Raw genomic sequence first — 14,649 nt, forward strand, 5'->3', positions numbered from 1 at the left:
GCCCGAACACCCGAAGGAGGGGACGCCATGGACGTGACCGCCGCCCGTTTGATCGCCGCCCTGGCCGCGCTCTGGCCGCGACAGCGCGAGACCCTGACGACGCTTGGCCTGCCCGAGCGGTTGCGGCTGTGCCTGGACAGCCGCGAGGTCGCCGCCGGCGACGTCTTCATCGCCGTGCCGGGCGTGGCGGGGGACGGCCGCGATTACCTCGCGGCGGCCCTGGAGGCCGGTGCCGCCCTGGTGCTGGCCCATCACGACGACGTGGCAGCGCCGGTCGACGATGCCCGGGTGGTGGCGTTGCCGCACCTGCGCCAGCGGCTCGGCGAGCTCGGTCGCGATCTCTTCGCGGTGCCCGAGGACCTGGAGCTGATCGGGGTCACCGGGACCAACGGCAAGAGCTCGGTCACCCATTACATCGCCGCCTTGAGCGAGCGCCTCGGCCGACCGGCCGGCATGGTGGGTACCCTGGGCCACGGTCGCCCCGGCGCGCTCGTCGAGGGGCGGCTGACGACCCCAGGCCCGCTGGCGCTGCAGGCCATGCTCGGCGAGCTGGCCGCCGACGGCCTCGCGCGGGTGGCCATGGAGGCCTCCTCCCATGCCCTGGAGCAGGGCCGGCTCGACGCCTGCCGTCTCCGGGCGGGGGTGTTCACCAACCTGAGCCGCGACCATCTCGATTATCACGGCAGCATGGCCGCCTACGCCGCGGCCAAGGCGCGGCTGTTCCGGCGCGGCGAGCTCGAGCTGGCGGTGGTCAACGCCGACGATCCGCTGGCCCGGCTGATGCTGGCCGGCCTGGGCGATGGCGTGAGGGTGCTGGCCGTGGGCGAGGACGAGGCCGTGACCCTGCGCGTGGTGGACTGGGTGCCCCACGGCGAGGGTCAGCGGGCGCTGGTCGCCACCCCCGACGGCGAACGCGTGCTGACGCTGCCGCTGATGGGGCGCTTCAATCTGACCAATGTGCTGCTCGCCATCGCCGCCTTGCATGGGCTGGGCGAGGATCTCGACGCGCTGTTCGAGGCCGCCGGCGATCTCACGCCGGTGCCGGGGCGCATGCAGGCGCTGGTCGGCGAGGGCATGCCCACGGTGGTGATCGACTACGCCCACACCCCGGATGCCCTGGAGAACGCCCTCGAGGCGCTGCGCGCCCACCTGCCCGGGCGCGGCCGGCTGTGGTGCCTGTTCGGCTGCGGCGGCGACCGGGATGCCGGCAAGCGCCCGCTGATGACCGCCGCCGCCGAGCGCCACGCAGACCGGCTGGTGATCACCGACGACAACCCCCGTTCCGAGTCGCCGGCGGCGATCCGTGAGGCGATGCTCGACGGCCTCAGCGAGGCCGGCCGCCAGTCGGCCCGCTCGGTCGACGGTCGCGCCCGGGCGATCCGCGACGCCATCCTTGAGGCGGCCTCCGAAGACGTGATCCTGATCGCCGGCAAGGGCCACGAGGCCTACCAGGAAATCGCCGGCGTGCGCCACGCCTTCTCGGACCTGGCCGAGGTCGAGGCGGCGCTGGCCGCGCGCCGGGAGGGCGAGGCATGAGCGGCGTGGGGCTCGACACGCTTTCCGAGATCGCCCGGGCGCTGGGGGTCTGCGCCCCCGAAGCGGACCTGTCGGTGGGCGAGATCGTCACCGACACCCGTCGCCTGACGGCGGGCTCGCTGTTCGTGGCGCTGTTCGGCGAGCGCTTCGACGGCCATGACTTCATCGCTCGGGCCCGGGAGGCCGGGGCGGTGGCCGCGGTGGTCGAGCGTCGCGTCGACGACCCGCTGCCGCAGCTGGAGGTCGCCGACACTCGGCTGGCGCTGGGCCTGCTGGGGCGCGCCCGGCGTCGCGTCTGGGGCGGTCCGTTGGTGGCGGTGACCGGCAACAGCGGCAAGACCACGGTCAAGCAGATGCTGGCCACGCTGCTCGCCCGCCGCGGCGCGACCCTGGCCACCCGTGGCAATCTCAACAACGACATCGGGGCGCCGCTGACGCTGCTGGAACTCTCGTCCGAGCATCGCCAGGCGGTGGTCGAGCTCGGTGCCAATCATCTGGGCGAGATCGCCTGGACGGCGAGCCTGGCCGAGCCGCGGGTGGCAGTGATCACCAACGTCACCGGCGCCCACGTGGGCGAGTTCGGCGGTCCCGGGCGCATCGCCCAGGCCAAGGCCGAGATCCTGGTGTCGCTGCCCGGCGACGGGGTGGCGGTGCTCAACCGCGACGACCGCTATTTCGCCAGCTGGGCGAGTCTCGCCGCCCCCCGGGAGGTGCTGGACTTCGCCGTGGAGGGGCCGGCGCGTCTGCGTGCCGAGACACTGGTTTGCGATGCGCTCGGGCGCTATGCTTTCACGCTGTTTTGCGACGATCGCGAACTGGGGCGCGTGCAGCTGGCCCTGCTGGGGCGCCACAACGTGGCCAACGCCCTGGCCGCCGCAGGCGCGGCGCTGGCCATGGGGCTGGCGCCGGACGACGTGGTGGCCGGCCTCGAGGCGGTGGCGCCGATGCCGGGACGCCTCAGCGTGATGGCCGGGGTCAAGTCGTCGCGGCTGCTGGATGATAGCTACAACGCCAACCCCGGTGCGGTGAAGGCCGCCCTCGACCTGCTGGCCGGCCTGCCGGGGCCGCGCTGGTGCCTGCTGGGCGCCATGGGCGAACTGGGCGAGGCCTCGGAACGGCTGCACGCCGAGGTCGGCCGCTACGCGCGCGCGCTCGGCATCGACTTTCTCGGCACCCTCGGCGAGGCGGCGCGACCGGCCAGCCGGGCCTTCGGCGAGGCGGGTTGCCATTTCGACGATCGGGAGGCGCTGACGCGCCACGTCCTCCATCATCTGCCGCCAGGGGCCAGCGTGCTGGTCAAGGGGTCGCGCAGTGCCGGCATGGAAGCCGTGGTAGCGGCGCTGTGTCCGGATGCATCAAGGTAAGGCATTACATGCTGCTCTTTCTGGCTGAACTGCTGGCGCAATTCCAGAGCGCCTTCAACGTCTTCAACTATCTGACCCTGCGCATGATCCTGGGCACCCTGACCGCCCTGGTGCTGTGCCTGTGGCTCGGCCCGGTGGTGATCCGCCGCCTGGTGGAACGCCAGATCGGCCAGGCGGTGCGCGACGACGGCCCTCAGTCGCACTTGTCCAAGGCCGGCACCCCGACCATGGGCGGCGCCATGATCCTGATGGCGATCGCCGTCAGCACCCTGCTGTGGGGCGATCTGCGCAACCATTATGTCTGGGTGGTGCTGGCCGTGACCCTGGGCTTCGGCGCCATCGGCTGGGTCGACGACTACCGCAAGGTGGTGGAGAAGAACCCCCGCGGCCTGCCGGCGCGCTGGAAATACTTCTGGCAGTCGGTGATCGGCCTGGGCGCCGCGGTCATCCTCTACGTCACCGCCGCCTCGCCGGTGGAGACCAGCCTGATCCTGCCGCTGTTCAAGGAGTTCGTGCTGCCGCTCGGGGTGTTCTACGTGGTGCTCACCTACCTGGTGATCGTCGGCAGTTCCAACGCCGTGAACCTCACCGACGGCCTCGACGGCCTGGCGATCATGCCCACCGTGCTGGTGGCCATGGGGCTGGCGGTGTTCGCCTACGCCAGCGGCAACGTGGTGTTCGCCGAATACCTGCAGATCCCGATGATTCCCGGGGCCGGCGAGCTGGCGGTGTTCTGCGCCACCATCGCCGGCGCCGGGCTCGGCTTTTTGTGGTTCAACACCTATCCGGCCCAGGTGTTCATGGGTGACGTGGGGGCGCTGGCCCTGGGCGCGGCCCTCGGCGTGGTGGCGGTGATCGTGCGTCAGGAGATCGTGCTGTTCATCATGGGCGGCATCTTCGTCATGGAGACCGTCTCGGTGATCCTGCAGGTGGGCTCCTACAAGCTCACCGGTCGTCGCATCTTCCGCATGGCGCCGCTGCATCACCACTACGAGCTCAAGGGCTGGCCGGAGCCGCGGGTCATCGTGCGCTTCTGGATCATCACCGTGGTGCTGGTGCTGCTGGGGCTGGCCACCCTGAAGATCCGCTGAGGAGTCGCCGATGGTCAAGGTGCCCAAGGGCGTCACCCTGGTGGTCGGGCTCGGGATCTCCGGGCGCGCCATCTGCCGCCACCTGCAACGTCTCGAGCGTCCCTTCATGGTCGCCGACACCCGCGCCGCGCCGCCGGGACTGGACGACTTCCGCGCCGTCCATCCCGGCGTCGCGGTCCACTGCGGTTCGCTGACCGAGCTGGACATGGATGCGGCCCGGGAGGTCGTGGTCAGCCCCGGCGTCGATCCGCGAAGCCCCGGCCTCGCGGCCCTGGCGGGGCGCCTCGGAGAGACGGGCGAGCCGCTGCTGGTCGGCGAGATCGCGCTGTTCGTCCGCGCGGCCCGCGCCCCCGTCGCTGCCATCACCGGCGCCAACGCCAAGTCCACCGTGACCACGCTGCTGGGCGAGATGGCCGCCGAGGCCGGCCGGCGCGTGGCGGTGGGCGGCAATCTCGGCACGCCCGCGCTGGACCTGCTCGCCGAGCGCCCCGACGCCGAGCTCTACGTGCTCGAGCTGTCGAGCTTCCAGCTCGAGACCACGCCGCGGCTCGGTGCCGAGACCGTCGCCTTCCTGAACCTGTCCGAGGATCACCTGGACCGCCACGGCGATCTCGCCGGCTACCGGGCCGCCAAGCAGGCGATCTTCCGCGGCGCCCGCCATGCCGTGGTCAATGCCGAGGACCCGGCCACCTGGCCTGACGCGTCGCCACCGTCAGTCGAGCGCTTTACCACCGCTGCGCCGGCACCCGGTACGCAGGAGTGGGGCATCGCCGCCCACGATGACGACGCCGGTCGCCGCGACTGGCTGGTGCACGGCGAGACGCCGCTGCTGCCCGCCGCGGCGGTGCGCCTGCCGGGGCGTCACAACCAGGCCAACGCCCTGGCGGCGCTGGCCATGGGCCATCGCCTGGGCCTGGGGCTTGCCGCCATGCGCCGGGTGCTCGAGCGCTTCCCCGGCCTGCCGCACCGTGGCGAGCTGGTCGCCGAGGTGGATGGCGTGCGCTGGATCAACGATTCCAAGGGCACCAACGTGGGCGCGACCCTGGCGGCCATCGCCGGGCTTGGGCCGACCCTCGACGGCCGGCTGATCCTGCTCGCCGGCGGGGAGGGCAAGGGCGCCGACTTCGCGCCGCTGGCCGCCCCCCTGGCGCGGTACGGCCGCGAGGCCATCCTGTTCGGCCGCGATGCCCAGCGCCTGGCGGCGGCGCTGGATGGCGGCGTGGCGCTGACTCGGGTCGCGGATCTCGAGGCCGCCATGGCCCGGGCCGCCGAGATCGCCGCCCCCGGCGACTGCGTACTGCTGTCGCCGGCCTGCGCCAGCCTCGACCAGTTTCCTGACTACCGGGCCCGCGGCGAGGCCTTCCGCATGGCCGTGAAGCGCCTGGCCGGGGAGGGCGCGCCATGAGTCGCCTGTCCCGGTTGCGCACGCGGCTCTCCACCGCCGACCAGCCCGTCGACGGCTGGCTGGTGATCGCCACCCTGTCGCTGCTGTTGATCGGCTGGGTGATGGTCACCTCGGCCTCCACCGAGGTGGCCTCGAGCCTGACCGGCAACGCCTGGTACTTCAGCCTGCGCCATGGCGCCTTCCTGCTGGTGTCGATGACGGTGGGGGTCCTGGCGCTGCGCGTGCCGCTGGCCTGGTGGAAGGCCAACGGCCCCTTGCTGCTGCTGGTGGGTCTCGCCCTGCTGGCCCTGGTGCTGCTGGTCGGCCGCGAGGTCAACGGCAGCAAGCGCTGGCTGTCGCTGCCCGGGGTGCCCTTCAACCTCCAGGCCTCGGAGGTCGCCAAGCTGTGCCTGATCGCCTACCTGGCCGGCTATCTGGAACGCTTCCTCCCCCAGGTGCGACGGGAGTGGGGGGCCTTCCTGCGCCCGCTGCTGGTGATGGCGCTGATCGGCGGCCTGTTGATCCTGGAGCCGGACTACGGCGCCGTGGTGGTGATGACCGGCTGTGTGATGGGCATGCTGCTGATGGCGGGCGCGCCCTGGGGGCGCTTCCTGCTGCTGATGCTGCTGGTGGCCGCCCTGGGCGCCCTGGTGGCGATCGCCGAACCCTATCGCATGGCGCGCCTGACCAGTTTCGTCGATCCCTGGGCCGACCAGTTCGCCAGCGGCTATCAGCTGACCCAGGCACTGATCGCCTTCGGCCGCGGCCACTGGCTGGGCACCGGGCTCGGCAACAGCGTGCAGAAGCTGTTCTACCTGCCCGAGGCGCATACCGACTTCGTGTTCGCGGTGCTGGCCGAGGAGCTGGGCCTGGTGGGGGCCATCGCCGTGGTGGGCCTGTTCGCGCTGCTGGTATGGCGCGCCATGGCGGTTGGGCGCCGCGCCGAGCTGGCCGGCCTGGCCTTCGCCGCCTACGCCAGCTACGGCATCGCCTTGGTGATCGGCGCCCAGGCCTTCATCAACATCGCCGTGAGCACCGGCATGCTGCCCACCAAGGGCCTGACCCTGCCGCTGCTCAGTTACGGTGGCTCGAGCCTGGTGGTGAGCTGCGTGATGGTGGCCCTGCTGCTGCGGGCCGATATCGAGACCCGCCAGGCGGTGCGCCGTGCCCGGCCGACCGCCGCCCGAGGCGGCGCCCCCGAGACGAGCAAAGGAAGGCAAGCATGAGTCGAGGCGAGGGCCGACGCGCCCTGATCATGGCCGGAGGCACCGGCGGACACGTCGTTCCGGCGCTGTCGCTGGCGCGTGCGCTGGCGGCCCGCGGGGTCGAGGTCGAGTGGTTGGGCAGCCCGCGCGGCATCGAGAATCGCCTGGTCCCCGAGGCCGGCCTGCCGCTGCACCGCATCGCGGTGAGCGGGCTGCGCGGCAACGGCCTGGCCGGCTGGCTGCTGGCCCCCTGGCGGCTGATCCTCGCGGTGCGCCAGGCCGGAAGGGTGATCCGCACCTTCGATCCCCAACTGGTGGTCGGCCTCGGTGGCTTCGCCAGCGGCCCCGGGGGGCTCGCCGCCTGGTTGGCCCGCCGGCCGCTGGTGATCCACGAGCAGAACGCCGTGGCCGGGCTGACCAATCGCGTGCTCGCGCGGCTGGCGCGGCGGGTCTATGCGGCCTTTCCACAGGCCTTCCCGGGGCGCGCCGAGGTGGTCGGCAACCCGGTGCGCGAGGCGATCGCCGCCCTGGGCGAGACGCCCCGGGCGTCCGCCACCATGGCCGGGCGCCCGCTGCGCCTGCTGGTGGTGGGCGGCTCGCTGGGTGCCCTGGCGCTGAACCGGGGCCTGCCGGAGGCGCTGGCCCGCTTGCCCGAGGCCGAGCGCCCCGAGGTGCGCCACCAGGCCGGCCGCGACAAGGACGCGGCGACCCGGGAGGCCTACGAGGGCCATGGCGTAGCGGCCGAGGTCTCGCCCTTCATCGACGACATGGCCGAGGCCTACGACTGGGCCGACCTGGTGGTCTGTCGGGCCGGGGCCCTGACCGTCGCCGAGCTGGCCGCGGCGGCCAAGCCGGCGCTGTTCGTGCCCTTTCCCCATGCGGTGGACGATCACCAGACCGCCAACGCCGCGGCCCTGGTGGCGGAGGGCGCCGCCGCCCTGATGCCGCAGACCGAGATGACCGCGGCGGCGCTGGCCGAACGGCTGGCGACGCTGCTCGATCCCGATACCCTTGCCACCATGGCCGCACAGGCGCGACGCTGTGCCCATCTCGATGCCGTCGAACGGCTGGTGGCCGGTTGCATGGAGACAGCTTTTGAGTGACCACACCCTAGGGCCGGTTCCCGGCCAAGCCACGCCCCCGCGCCCCGGGCGCGGGCTGGGCATGCGTCGCATCCGGCGCATTCACTTCGTCGGCATCGGCGGCGCCGGCATGTGCGGTATCGCCGAGGTGCTGGCCAACCAGGGCTATGCGGTCAGTGGCAGCGACCTCAAGGCCTCGCCGGTGGTCAGCCGACTGCAGGGTTGCGGCATCCGGGTGGCCATCGGCCATGCCGAGGACAACGCCCACGACGCCGACGTGGTGGTGGTTTCCACCGCGGTGGACCCGACCAATCCCGAGATCCGCTGGGCCCAGGAGCATCGCGTGCCGGTGGTGCGCCGCGCCGAGATGCTCGCCGAGCTGATGCGCTTCCGCCATGGCATCGCCGTGGCCGGTACCCACGGCAAGACCACCACCACCAGCCTCACCGCCACCCTGCTGGGCGAGGGCGGGCTGGACCCGACCTTCGTGATCGGCGGCAAGCTGACCAGCGCCGGCACCAATGCGCGTCTGGGGGAGGGCGACTACCTGGTGGCCGAGGCCGACGAGTCCGATGCTTCCTTCCTGCATCTGCAGCCCATGGTGGCCATCGTCACCAACATCGATGCCGACCACATGGCGACCTACGGCGGCGACTTCGAACGCCTCAAGGGCACCTTCGTCGAGTTCCTGCACAACCTGCCGTTCTACGGCCTGGCGGTGCTGTGCATCGACGACGCCAACGTGCGCGGGCTGATCGAGCGGGTCAACCGCCAGTTCGTGACCTACGGCTTCAGCGCCGACGCCGACTATGGCATCGAGGACTTCGAGCAGGCGGAAGGGGAGGTGCGCTTCACCGCGCGGCGCCCCGACGGCCTGGCGCCGCTGCCGGTGCGTTTGGCCATGCCCGGGCGTCACAACGCGCTGAACGCCCTGGCCGCGATCGCCGTGGCCAGTGACGCCGGCGTCGACGACGACGCCATCCTGCGCGGCCTGGCCGGGTTCGCCGGGGTCGGCCGCCGTTTCCAGGTGCACGGTCACTTCCCGTCGCCGGCGCGCGACGGCGAGGTGATGCTGGTCGACGACTATGGCCACCATCCCCGGGAAGTGGAGATGGTCATCCAGGCGGTGCGTGACGGCTGGCCCCAGCGGCGCCTGGTGATGGTCTACCAGCCGCACCGCTATTCGCGGACCCGGGACCTGTACGAGGATTTCGTGCGGGTGCTGGCGGGGGTCGACACCCTGCTGCTGCTCGACGTCTATGCGGCCGGCGAGGCGCCGCTGCCGGGGGCCGACGGTCGCAGTCTGGCCGGCTCGATTCGCCAGCGCGGCGAGGTGGACCCGATCTTCGTTCAGGACAAGGCCGAACTGCCGGGCCTGCTGGCCAAGGTGCTAAGGCCCGATGACATCCTGATCACCCAGGGCGCCGGCGACGTGGGCGGCATCGCCCTGCGTCTCGCCGACGCCCGACTGGCGCTCGACGAGGTGACGCTATGACGACGCAGGCGACCGGCCAGGGCCGGGTGGTGGTGCTCTATGGCGGCGATTCCGCCGAGCGCGAGGTGTCGCTGAAGAGCGGGGCTGCGGTGCTGGCGGCGCTCACCCGCGGCGGGGTCGATGCCATCGGCTTCGATCCCGCCGAGGAGGGCGGGCTGGCCGGGCTTCACGCCCTGCAGCCGGAGCGGGTCTTCATCGCCCTGCACGGTCGCGGCGGCGAGGACGGCACCTGGCAGGGCGCCCTGGAGCTGCTGGGCATTCCCTACACCGGCAGCGGGGTGCTGGCCTCGGCGCTGGGCATGGACAAGCAGCGCACCAAACAGGTCTGGCAGTCGCTGGGCTTGCCGACCCCCGAGAGCGTGATGCTGGGGCCCGAGGCGGACTGGCCCGGGGTGGCCGAGCGGCTCGGCCTGCCATTGATCGTCAAGCCGGTCCACGAGGGATCGACGCTGGGCATCACCATCGTCGAGACGCCCGAGGCGCTGGAAGCGGCCTATCGCGACGCGGCGCGCTTCGATGCGCGGGTGATGGCCGAGCGCTTCGTGCGCGGCGAGGAGTATACGGTGTCGCTGCTCGGCGACGAGCCGCTGCCCGCCATTCGCGTCGAGGTGCCGAGTGGATTCTACGACTATGAGGCCAAGTACCTCTCCGACGAGACCCTCTATCACCTGCCGTGCGGCCTGGCGGCGGGCGACGAGACGCGTCTCGCCGAGCTGTGCCGGACGGCCTTCGCCGCGGTCGGCGGCGCAGGCTGGGGGCGGGTCGACGTGATGCGCGACGCCGAGGGCGGCTTCTGGCTGCTCGAGGTCAACACCGTGCCCGGCATGACCGACCACAGCCTGGTGCCCCAGGCCGCCGCCCATGCCGGCATCGACTTCGATGCCCTGGTGCGGCGGATTCTCGACACCGCCGGGCGGGCGTGACGCCATGGCCCGTCGCGGAAGCCTGATCGGGGTCCTGCTGCTGGCGCTGGTGCTCGGCGCCGGCGGCCGTGCCCTGTGGCTGTGGCTGGACCGCCCCATCGAGCGGGTCTCCATCCGCGGCGACCTGGAGCGGGTCAGCGCCGACTACCTGCGTCGCCAGCTGGCGCCGCTGGTGCGGGGCCAGACCTGGCTGTCGGCGGATCTCGGCGAGCTGCGCGATCGGGCCCGGGAGATCGGCTGGCTGAACGAGGTGCGCATCCAGCGGGAATGGCCCAATGCGCTGGTCTTCGAGCTCGTCGAGCAGATCCCGGTGGCCCGCTGGAACGACGATCAGTTGCTCAACCCGGCCGGCGAGCCCTTCGCCTTCGCGCCGCTGTCGGCGCCCGAAGGGCTGGGGCACCTGGCCGGGCCGGCGGGGAGTGGCTCGGAAGTACTGGCCTACCAGGACGCCTTGGCCGAGCGCCTCGCCGAACACGGGCTGGCCTTGCGCCAGCTGCGGCTCGAGGAACGCGGTGCCTGGCGCCTGCAGGTCGAGGGCGGTATCTGGGTAATGCTGGGCCGCAATAATCGCGAGGCCAGGCTGGCGCGTTTCCTGGCGGCCTGGGATCGCGAGTTTGCCGACTTGGCGTCGCATATTCGCTACATCGACCTGCGCTATCCCAACGGCGTGGCCGTTGCCTGGCATGGTGAAACCGATCCATCGGCCGTCGATGCTCCCCAGGGAAGCTGAGCGTGCGCCGAGGGATGCGCGATACGTCCCGGGGCATTGACGGGTATTCCTTTTAGGGGAAAATCGCCGTATCGTGACGGATGTTTTTCGCCATGGGCTGGTGGAGCACGGGAAGTTGTTCCTATAATTGGCCCAGGTTTTTTCGTTGCAAACATGTCATTCCCCACGCGGGTTCGGCTCGAGGAGATTTCCCGGCTCATGTCAGGTCCATCCAATGCGTCCAATATGGTAGTCGGGCTGGATATCGGAACATCCAAGGTCGTGGCGATCGTGGGCCAACCCACCGACGATGGCGGGATCGAGATCGCCGGTATCGGCTCCCATCCCTCTCGCGGGATGAAGAAGGGCGTGGTCATCAACATCGAGTCCACGGTGCAGTCCATCCAGCGCGCCGTGGAAGAGGCCGAGCTGATGGCCGGCTGTGACATCCACTCCGTCTATGTGGGCATCGCCGGTAGCCATATCAGCTCGATGAATTCCGACGGCGTGGTGGCGATCAAGGAACGCGAGGTCGCCCCCAGTGATATCGAGCGGGTGATCGATTCTGCCCGGGCCCGCGCGATTTCCGAGGGGCAGCGCGTGCTGCACGTGCTGCCGCAGGAATTCGCCATCGACACCCAGGGCGGCATCCGCGAGCCGCTGGGCATGTCCGGGGTGCGTCTCGAGGCCAGGGTGCACCTGGTCACCGCGGCGCTCAACGCGGTGCAGAACATCGAGAAGTGCGTGCGGCGCTGCGGGCTCGACGTGGATGCCATCATCCTCGAGCAGCTGGCCTCCAGCCACGCCGTGCTCACCGAGGACGAACGCGAGCTGGGCGTCTGCATGGTCGATATCGGCGGCGGTACCACCGACATCGCGGTATTCACCGAGGGGGCCATCCGCCACACGGCGGTGATCCCGATCGCCGGCGACCAGGTCACCAACGACATCGCCATGGCGCTGCGCACCCCGACCCAGCATGCCGAGGAGATCAAGGTCAAGTACGCCTGTGCCCTGACCCAGCTCGCCGCCAGCGACGAGATGATCAAGGTGCCGAGCGTCGGCGACCGCCCGGCCCGGGACCTGTCCCGCCAGTCGCTGGCCGAGGTGGTGGAGCCTCGCTACGAGGAACTCTTCACCCTGGTGCGCGACGAGCTGCGGCGCAGCGGCTTCGAGGACCTGGTCGCGGCCGGGGTGGTGTTGACCGGCGGGACCTCGCGCATGGAGGGGGTGGTCGAACTGGCGGAGGAGATCTTCCACATGCCGGTGCGGATCGCCTGCCCCCAGAACGTGCGTGGGCTCGCCGATGTGGTACGCAATCCGATTTATTCGACGGGGGTCGGTTTGCTACATTACGCTCTAAACGAGGCCCGTCAGGGGCACGGCCAACAAGAGCCGTCGGGCAGCGGCATGTCGGCGCAACCGAGGCGTGGTGACGTCTCCCGGCGCGGAGCAGGGGAAGGGATTCCGGCGCTGGTAAAGCTCAAGGGCTGGTTCAAAGGAAATTTCTGACAGGGCCGCGGACGCGGTCCAGGAGACGGGGCTAATGTTCGAACTGGTAGACAGCGCACCCTCAAGCAGTGCGGTCATCAAGGTCATCGGTGTCGGCGGCGGCGGCGGCAATGCCGTCAATCACATGGTCGAGAGCAGCATCGAAGGCGTCGAATTCATCTGCGCCAACACCGATGCCCAGGCGCTGAAGCGGGTGGCGGCCAAGACCGTTCTCCAGCTCGGCAGCGAGATCACCAAGGGCCTCGGCGCCGGCGCCAATCCCGACGTGGGTCGTCAGGCGGCCATGGAGGATCGTGAGCGCATCGCCGAGCTCCTCAATGGCGCCGACATGGTCTTCATCACCGCCGGCATGGGCGGTGGCACCGGCACCGGCGGCGCGCCGGTGGTCGCCCAGGTGGCCAAGGAGCTGGGCATCCTGACCGTGGCCGTGGTCACGCGTCCCTTCCCGTTCGAGGGGCCCAAGCGCATGCGGGCCGCCGAGGAGGGCATGAAGGAACTGTCCGAGCACGTCGACTCGCTGATCACCATCCCCAACGAGAAGCTGCTCTCGGTGCTCGGCAAGAGCGCCAGCCTGCTGACCGCCTTCAGCGCCGCCAACGACGTGCTGCTGGGGGCCGTTCAGGGCATCGCCGAGCTGATCACCAGCCCCGGCATCATCAACGTCGACTTCGCCGACGTGCGCACCGTGATGTCCGAGATGGGCATGGCGATGATGGGCACCGGTGGGGCCACCGGCGAGAATCGCGCCCGTGAGGCCGCCGAGAAGGCGATCCGCAGCCCGCTGCTCGAGGACATCGACCTGCACGGCGCGCGCGGCATCCTGGTCAACATCACCGCCGGGCCGGACCTGTCGATCGGCGAGTTCAACGATGTGGGTGCCACCGTCCAGGAGTTTGCCTCCCAGGACGCCACCATCGTGGTGGGCACGTCCATCGACATGGAAATGACCGACGAGCTGCGGGTCACCGTGGTGGCCGCCGGCCTCGACGGCCAGCGCCAGCAGGCCTCGGCCAGTCGCGAGAGCTCACGGCGCGAGTCGGCATCCGGCGGCGACTATCGGCAGCGTCAGGCCGCCGCGGCGGGTCGCGCGCAGCAGGCGACGGTTAATCGTGGCGCGGCGACCGCGCCCAAGGCCGAGCCTCAGGAGGCGTCTCGTTCCCAGCCGGAGCAGCGCAAGTCCCAGGATCTCGACGATTACCTGGACATCCCGGCCTTCCTGCGGCGCCAGGCCGATTGAGAGTCGCTATCGTTCTCATAGGACGGGTTAGGGGAAGTTGTTTTTGTTGAAACGTGCGTTCGGTGTTATAGTGAACGGTGTTTGATAATCACCGACTGCCTGGCGACTGCCCATGATCAGACAACGCACTCTCAAGAACGTCATTCGCGCCACCGGCGTCGGCCTGCATTCCGGCAAGAAGGTCTATCTGACCCTGCGGCCGGCGCCGGTCGACACCGGCATCATCTTCGTGCGCACCGACCTGGAGCCGGAGGTGCAGATCCCGGCGAATGCCGAGAGCGTCACCGACACCACCCTGTGCACCGCCCTGTCCAAGGATGGCGTCAAGGTGGCGACCGTCGAACACCTGATGTCGGCCCTGGCCGGCCTCGGCATCGACAACGCCTACGTGGACGTCAGTGCCCCCGAGGTGCCGATCATGGACGGCAGCGCCGGGCCCTTCGTGTTCCTGATTCAGTCCGCCGGCATCGCCGAGCAGAACGCCGCCAAGAAGTTCATCCGCATCAAGCGTGAAGTGGTGGTGCGTGACGGCGACAAGGAGGCCCTGTTCCTGCCCCATCAGGGCTTCAAGGTGTCCTTCGCTATCGATTTCGATCATCCGGTGTTCGAGGCCCAGAAGCAGAATGCCGTGGTCGACTTCTCCACCACCTCCTTCGTCAAGGAAGTCTCGCGGGCCCGCACCTTCGGCTTCATGCGCGACCTCGAGCACCTGCGCTCCAATAACCTGGCGCTGGGTGGCAGCCTCGATAACGCCATCGTGGTCGACGATTACCGGATCGTGAACGAGGGTGGACTGCGCTACGACGACGAGTTCGTCAAGCACAAGGTGCTGGATGCCATCGGCGACCTCTACCAGCTGGGCCACAGCCTGATCGGCGAGTTCCGCGGCGTGAAGTCCGGGCATGCCCTCAACAACCAGCTGTGCCGGGCGCTGATGGAACATCAGGATGCCTGGGAGCTCGTGACCTTCGAGGAAGAGAGCGCCAAGGCGCCGATTTCCTACGCCGCCCCGGCCATGGCCTGACTCCGGCTTCGCCGGGAGCTATAAGCTGTAAGACTTAAGCTGTAAGAAACTACAACCCCGCCTGGTAGGCTACCGGCGGGGTTTTCT

The 14,649-nt window shown here is 70.2% G+C and carries 12 protein-coding genes; all 12 read left to right on the top strand.

Going from position 1 to position 14,649, the window contains the following annotated elements; translation table 11 throughout:
- Nucleotides 1–27: 27 nt before the first annotated feature.
- Nucleotides 28–1,536 carry a UDP-N-acetylmuramoyl-L-alanyl-D-glutamate--2,6-diaminopimelate ligase gene (locus ACXAFN_RS13990; RefSeq protein WP_474989492.1) on the top strand — a complete coding sequence of 503 codons (1,509 nt, stop codon included), beginning with the start codon at nt 28–30 and terminating at the stop codon, nt 1,534–1,536.
- Nucleotides 1,533–2,900 carry a UDP-N-acetylmuramoyl-tripeptide--D-alanyl-D-alanine ligase gene (locus tag ACXAFN_RS13995; protein ID WP_474989494.1) on the top strand — a complete coding sequence of 456 codons (1,368 nt, stop codon included), beginning with the start codon at nt 1,533–1,535 and terminating at the stop codon, nt 2,898–2,900. The genes ACXAFN_RS13990 and ACXAFN_RS13995 overlap by 4 nt, the downstream gene beginning before the upstream one ends.
- A gap of 8 nt (nt 2,901–2,908) precedes the next feature.
- On the top strand, nt 2,909–3,991 hold the full coding sequence (mraY, locus tag ACXAFN_RS14000) for a phospho-N-acetylmuramoyl-pentapeptide-transferase (RefSeq protein WP_474989496.1): 1,083 nt from the start codon (nt 2,909–2,911) through the stop codon (nt 3,989–3,991).
- A gap of 10 nt (nt 3,992–4,001) precedes the next feature.
- On the top strand, nt 4,002–5,396 hold the full coding sequence (murD, locus tag ACXAFN_RS14005; protein WP_474989498.1) for a UDP-N-acetylmuramoyl-L-alanine--D-glutamate ligase: 1,395 nt from the start codon (nt 4,002–4,004) through the stop codon (nt 5,394–5,396).
- Nucleotides 5,393–6,601 (top strand): putative lipid II flippase FtsW, encoded by a 1,209-nt coding sequence (ftsW, locus tag ACXAFN_RS14010; protein WP_474989500.1) that lies wholly within the window; start codon nt 5,393–5,395, stop codon nt 6,599–6,601. The genes murD and ftsW overlap by 4 nt, the downstream gene beginning before the upstream one ends.
- Complete coding sequence (murG, locus tag ACXAFN_RS14015) at nt 6,598–7,683, top strand: undecaprenyldiphospho-muramoylpentapeptide beta-N-acetylglucosaminyltransferase (RefSeq protein ID WP_474989502.1); 1,086 nt, start codon at nt 6,598–6,600, stop codon at nt 7,681–7,683. The genes ftsW and murG overlap by 4 nt, the downstream gene beginning before the upstream one ends.
- Before the next feature lie 61 nt (nt 7,684–7,744).
- Complete coding sequence (gene murC, locus ACXAFN_RS14020; protein WP_474990156.1) at nt 7,745–9,157, top strand: UDP-N-acetylmuramate--L-alanine ligase; 1,413 nt, start codon at nt 7,745–7,747, stop codon at nt 9,155–9,157.
- A complete protein-coding gene (locus ACXAFN_RS14025) occupies nt 9,154–10,080 on the top strand; it encodes a D-alanine--D-alanine ligase (RefSeq protein WP_474989504.1) in 927 nt (308 codons plus the stop codon). The genes murC and ACXAFN_RS14025 overlap by 4 nt, the downstream gene beginning before the upstream one ends.
- Nucleotides 10,081–10,084: 4 nt before the next feature.
- The gene (locus ACXAFN_RS14030) at nt 10,085–10,810 is read left to right on the top strand and encodes a cell division protein FtsQ/DivIB (protein ID WP_474989506.1); all 726 of its coding nucleotides are present in this window, start codon (nt 10,085–10,087) and stop codon (nt 10,808–10,810) included.
- Between the two features lie 198 nt (nt 10,811–11,008).
- On the top strand, nt 11,009–12,301 hold the full coding sequence (gene ftsA, locus ACXAFN_RS14035) for a cell division protein FtsA (protein WP_474989508.1): 1,293 nt from the start codon (nt 11,009–11,011) through the stop codon (nt 12,299–12,301).
- Between the two features lie 34 nt (nt 12,302–12,335).
- Nucleotides 12,336–13,538: a cell division protein FtsZ gene (ftsZ, locus tag ACXAFN_RS14040; protein WP_474989510.1), complete on the top strand. Its 1,203-nt coding sequence runs from the start codon at nt 12,336–12,338 to the stop codon at nt 13,536–13,538.
- Between the two features lie 112 nt (nt 13,539–13,650).
- Entirely contained in the window at nt 13,651–14,562 is a 912-nt protein-coding gene (lpxC, locus tag ACXAFN_RS14045; RefSeq protein ID WP_474989512.1) for a UDP-3-O-acyl-N-acetylglucosamine deacetylase, read from the top strand.
- Nucleotides 14,563–14,649: the final 87 nt, after the last annotated feature.

Source organism: Halomonas sp. ABH4_019 (assembly GCF_056159885.1).

What these genes read in the sequence shown, in the direction of transcription:
- ACXAFN_RS13990 (WP_474989492.1), top strand. Translation starts at nt 28, where the DNA reads ATGGACGTGACCGCCGCCCGTTTGATCGCCGCCCTGGCCGCGCTCTGG.
- ACXAFN_RS13995 (WP_474989494.1), top strand. Translation starts at nt 1,533, where the DNA reads ATGAGCGGCGTGGGGCTCGACACGCTTTCCGAGATCGCCCGGGCGCTG.
- mraY (WP_474989496.1), top strand. Translation starts at nt 2,909, where the DNA reads ATGCTGCTCTTTCTGGCTGAACTGCTGGCGCAATTCCAGAGCGCCTTC.
- murD (WP_474989498.1), top strand. Translation starts at nt 4,002, where the DNA reads ATGGTCAAGGTGCCCAAGGGCGTCACCCTGGTGGTCGGGCTCGGGATC.
- ftsW (WP_474989500.1), top strand. Translation starts at nt 5,393, where the DNA reads ATGAGTCGCCTGTCCCGGTTGCGCACGCGGCTCTCCACCGCCGACCAG.
- murG (WP_474989502.1), top strand. Translation starts at nt 6,598, where the DNA reads ATGAGTCGAGGCGAGGGCCGACGCGCCCTGATCATGGCCGGAGGCACC.
- murC (WP_474990156.1), top strand. Translation starts at nt 7,745, where the DNA reads ATGCGTCGCATCCGGCGCATTCACTTCGTCGGCATCGGCGGCGCCGGC.
- ACXAFN_RS14025 (WP_474989504.1), top strand. Translation starts at nt 9,154, where the DNA reads ATGACGACGCAGGCGACCGGCCAGGGCCGGGTGGTGGTGCTCTATGGC.
- ACXAFN_RS14030 (WP_474989506.1), top strand. Translation starts at nt 10,085, where the DNA reads ATGGCCCGTCGCGGAAGCCTGATCGGGGTCCTGCTGCTGGCGCTGGTG.
- ftsA (WP_474989508.1), top strand. Translation starts at nt 11,009, where the DNA reads ATGTCAGGTCCATCCAATGCGTCCAATATGGTAGTCGGGCTGGATATC.
- ftsZ (WP_474989510.1), top strand. Translation starts at nt 12,336, where the DNA reads ATGTTCGAACTGGTAGACAGCGCACCCTCAAGCAGTGCGGTCATCAAG.
- lpxC (WP_474989512.1), top strand. Translation starts at nt 13,651, where the DNA reads ATGATCAGACAACGCACTCTCAAGAACGTCATTCGCGCCACCGGCGTC.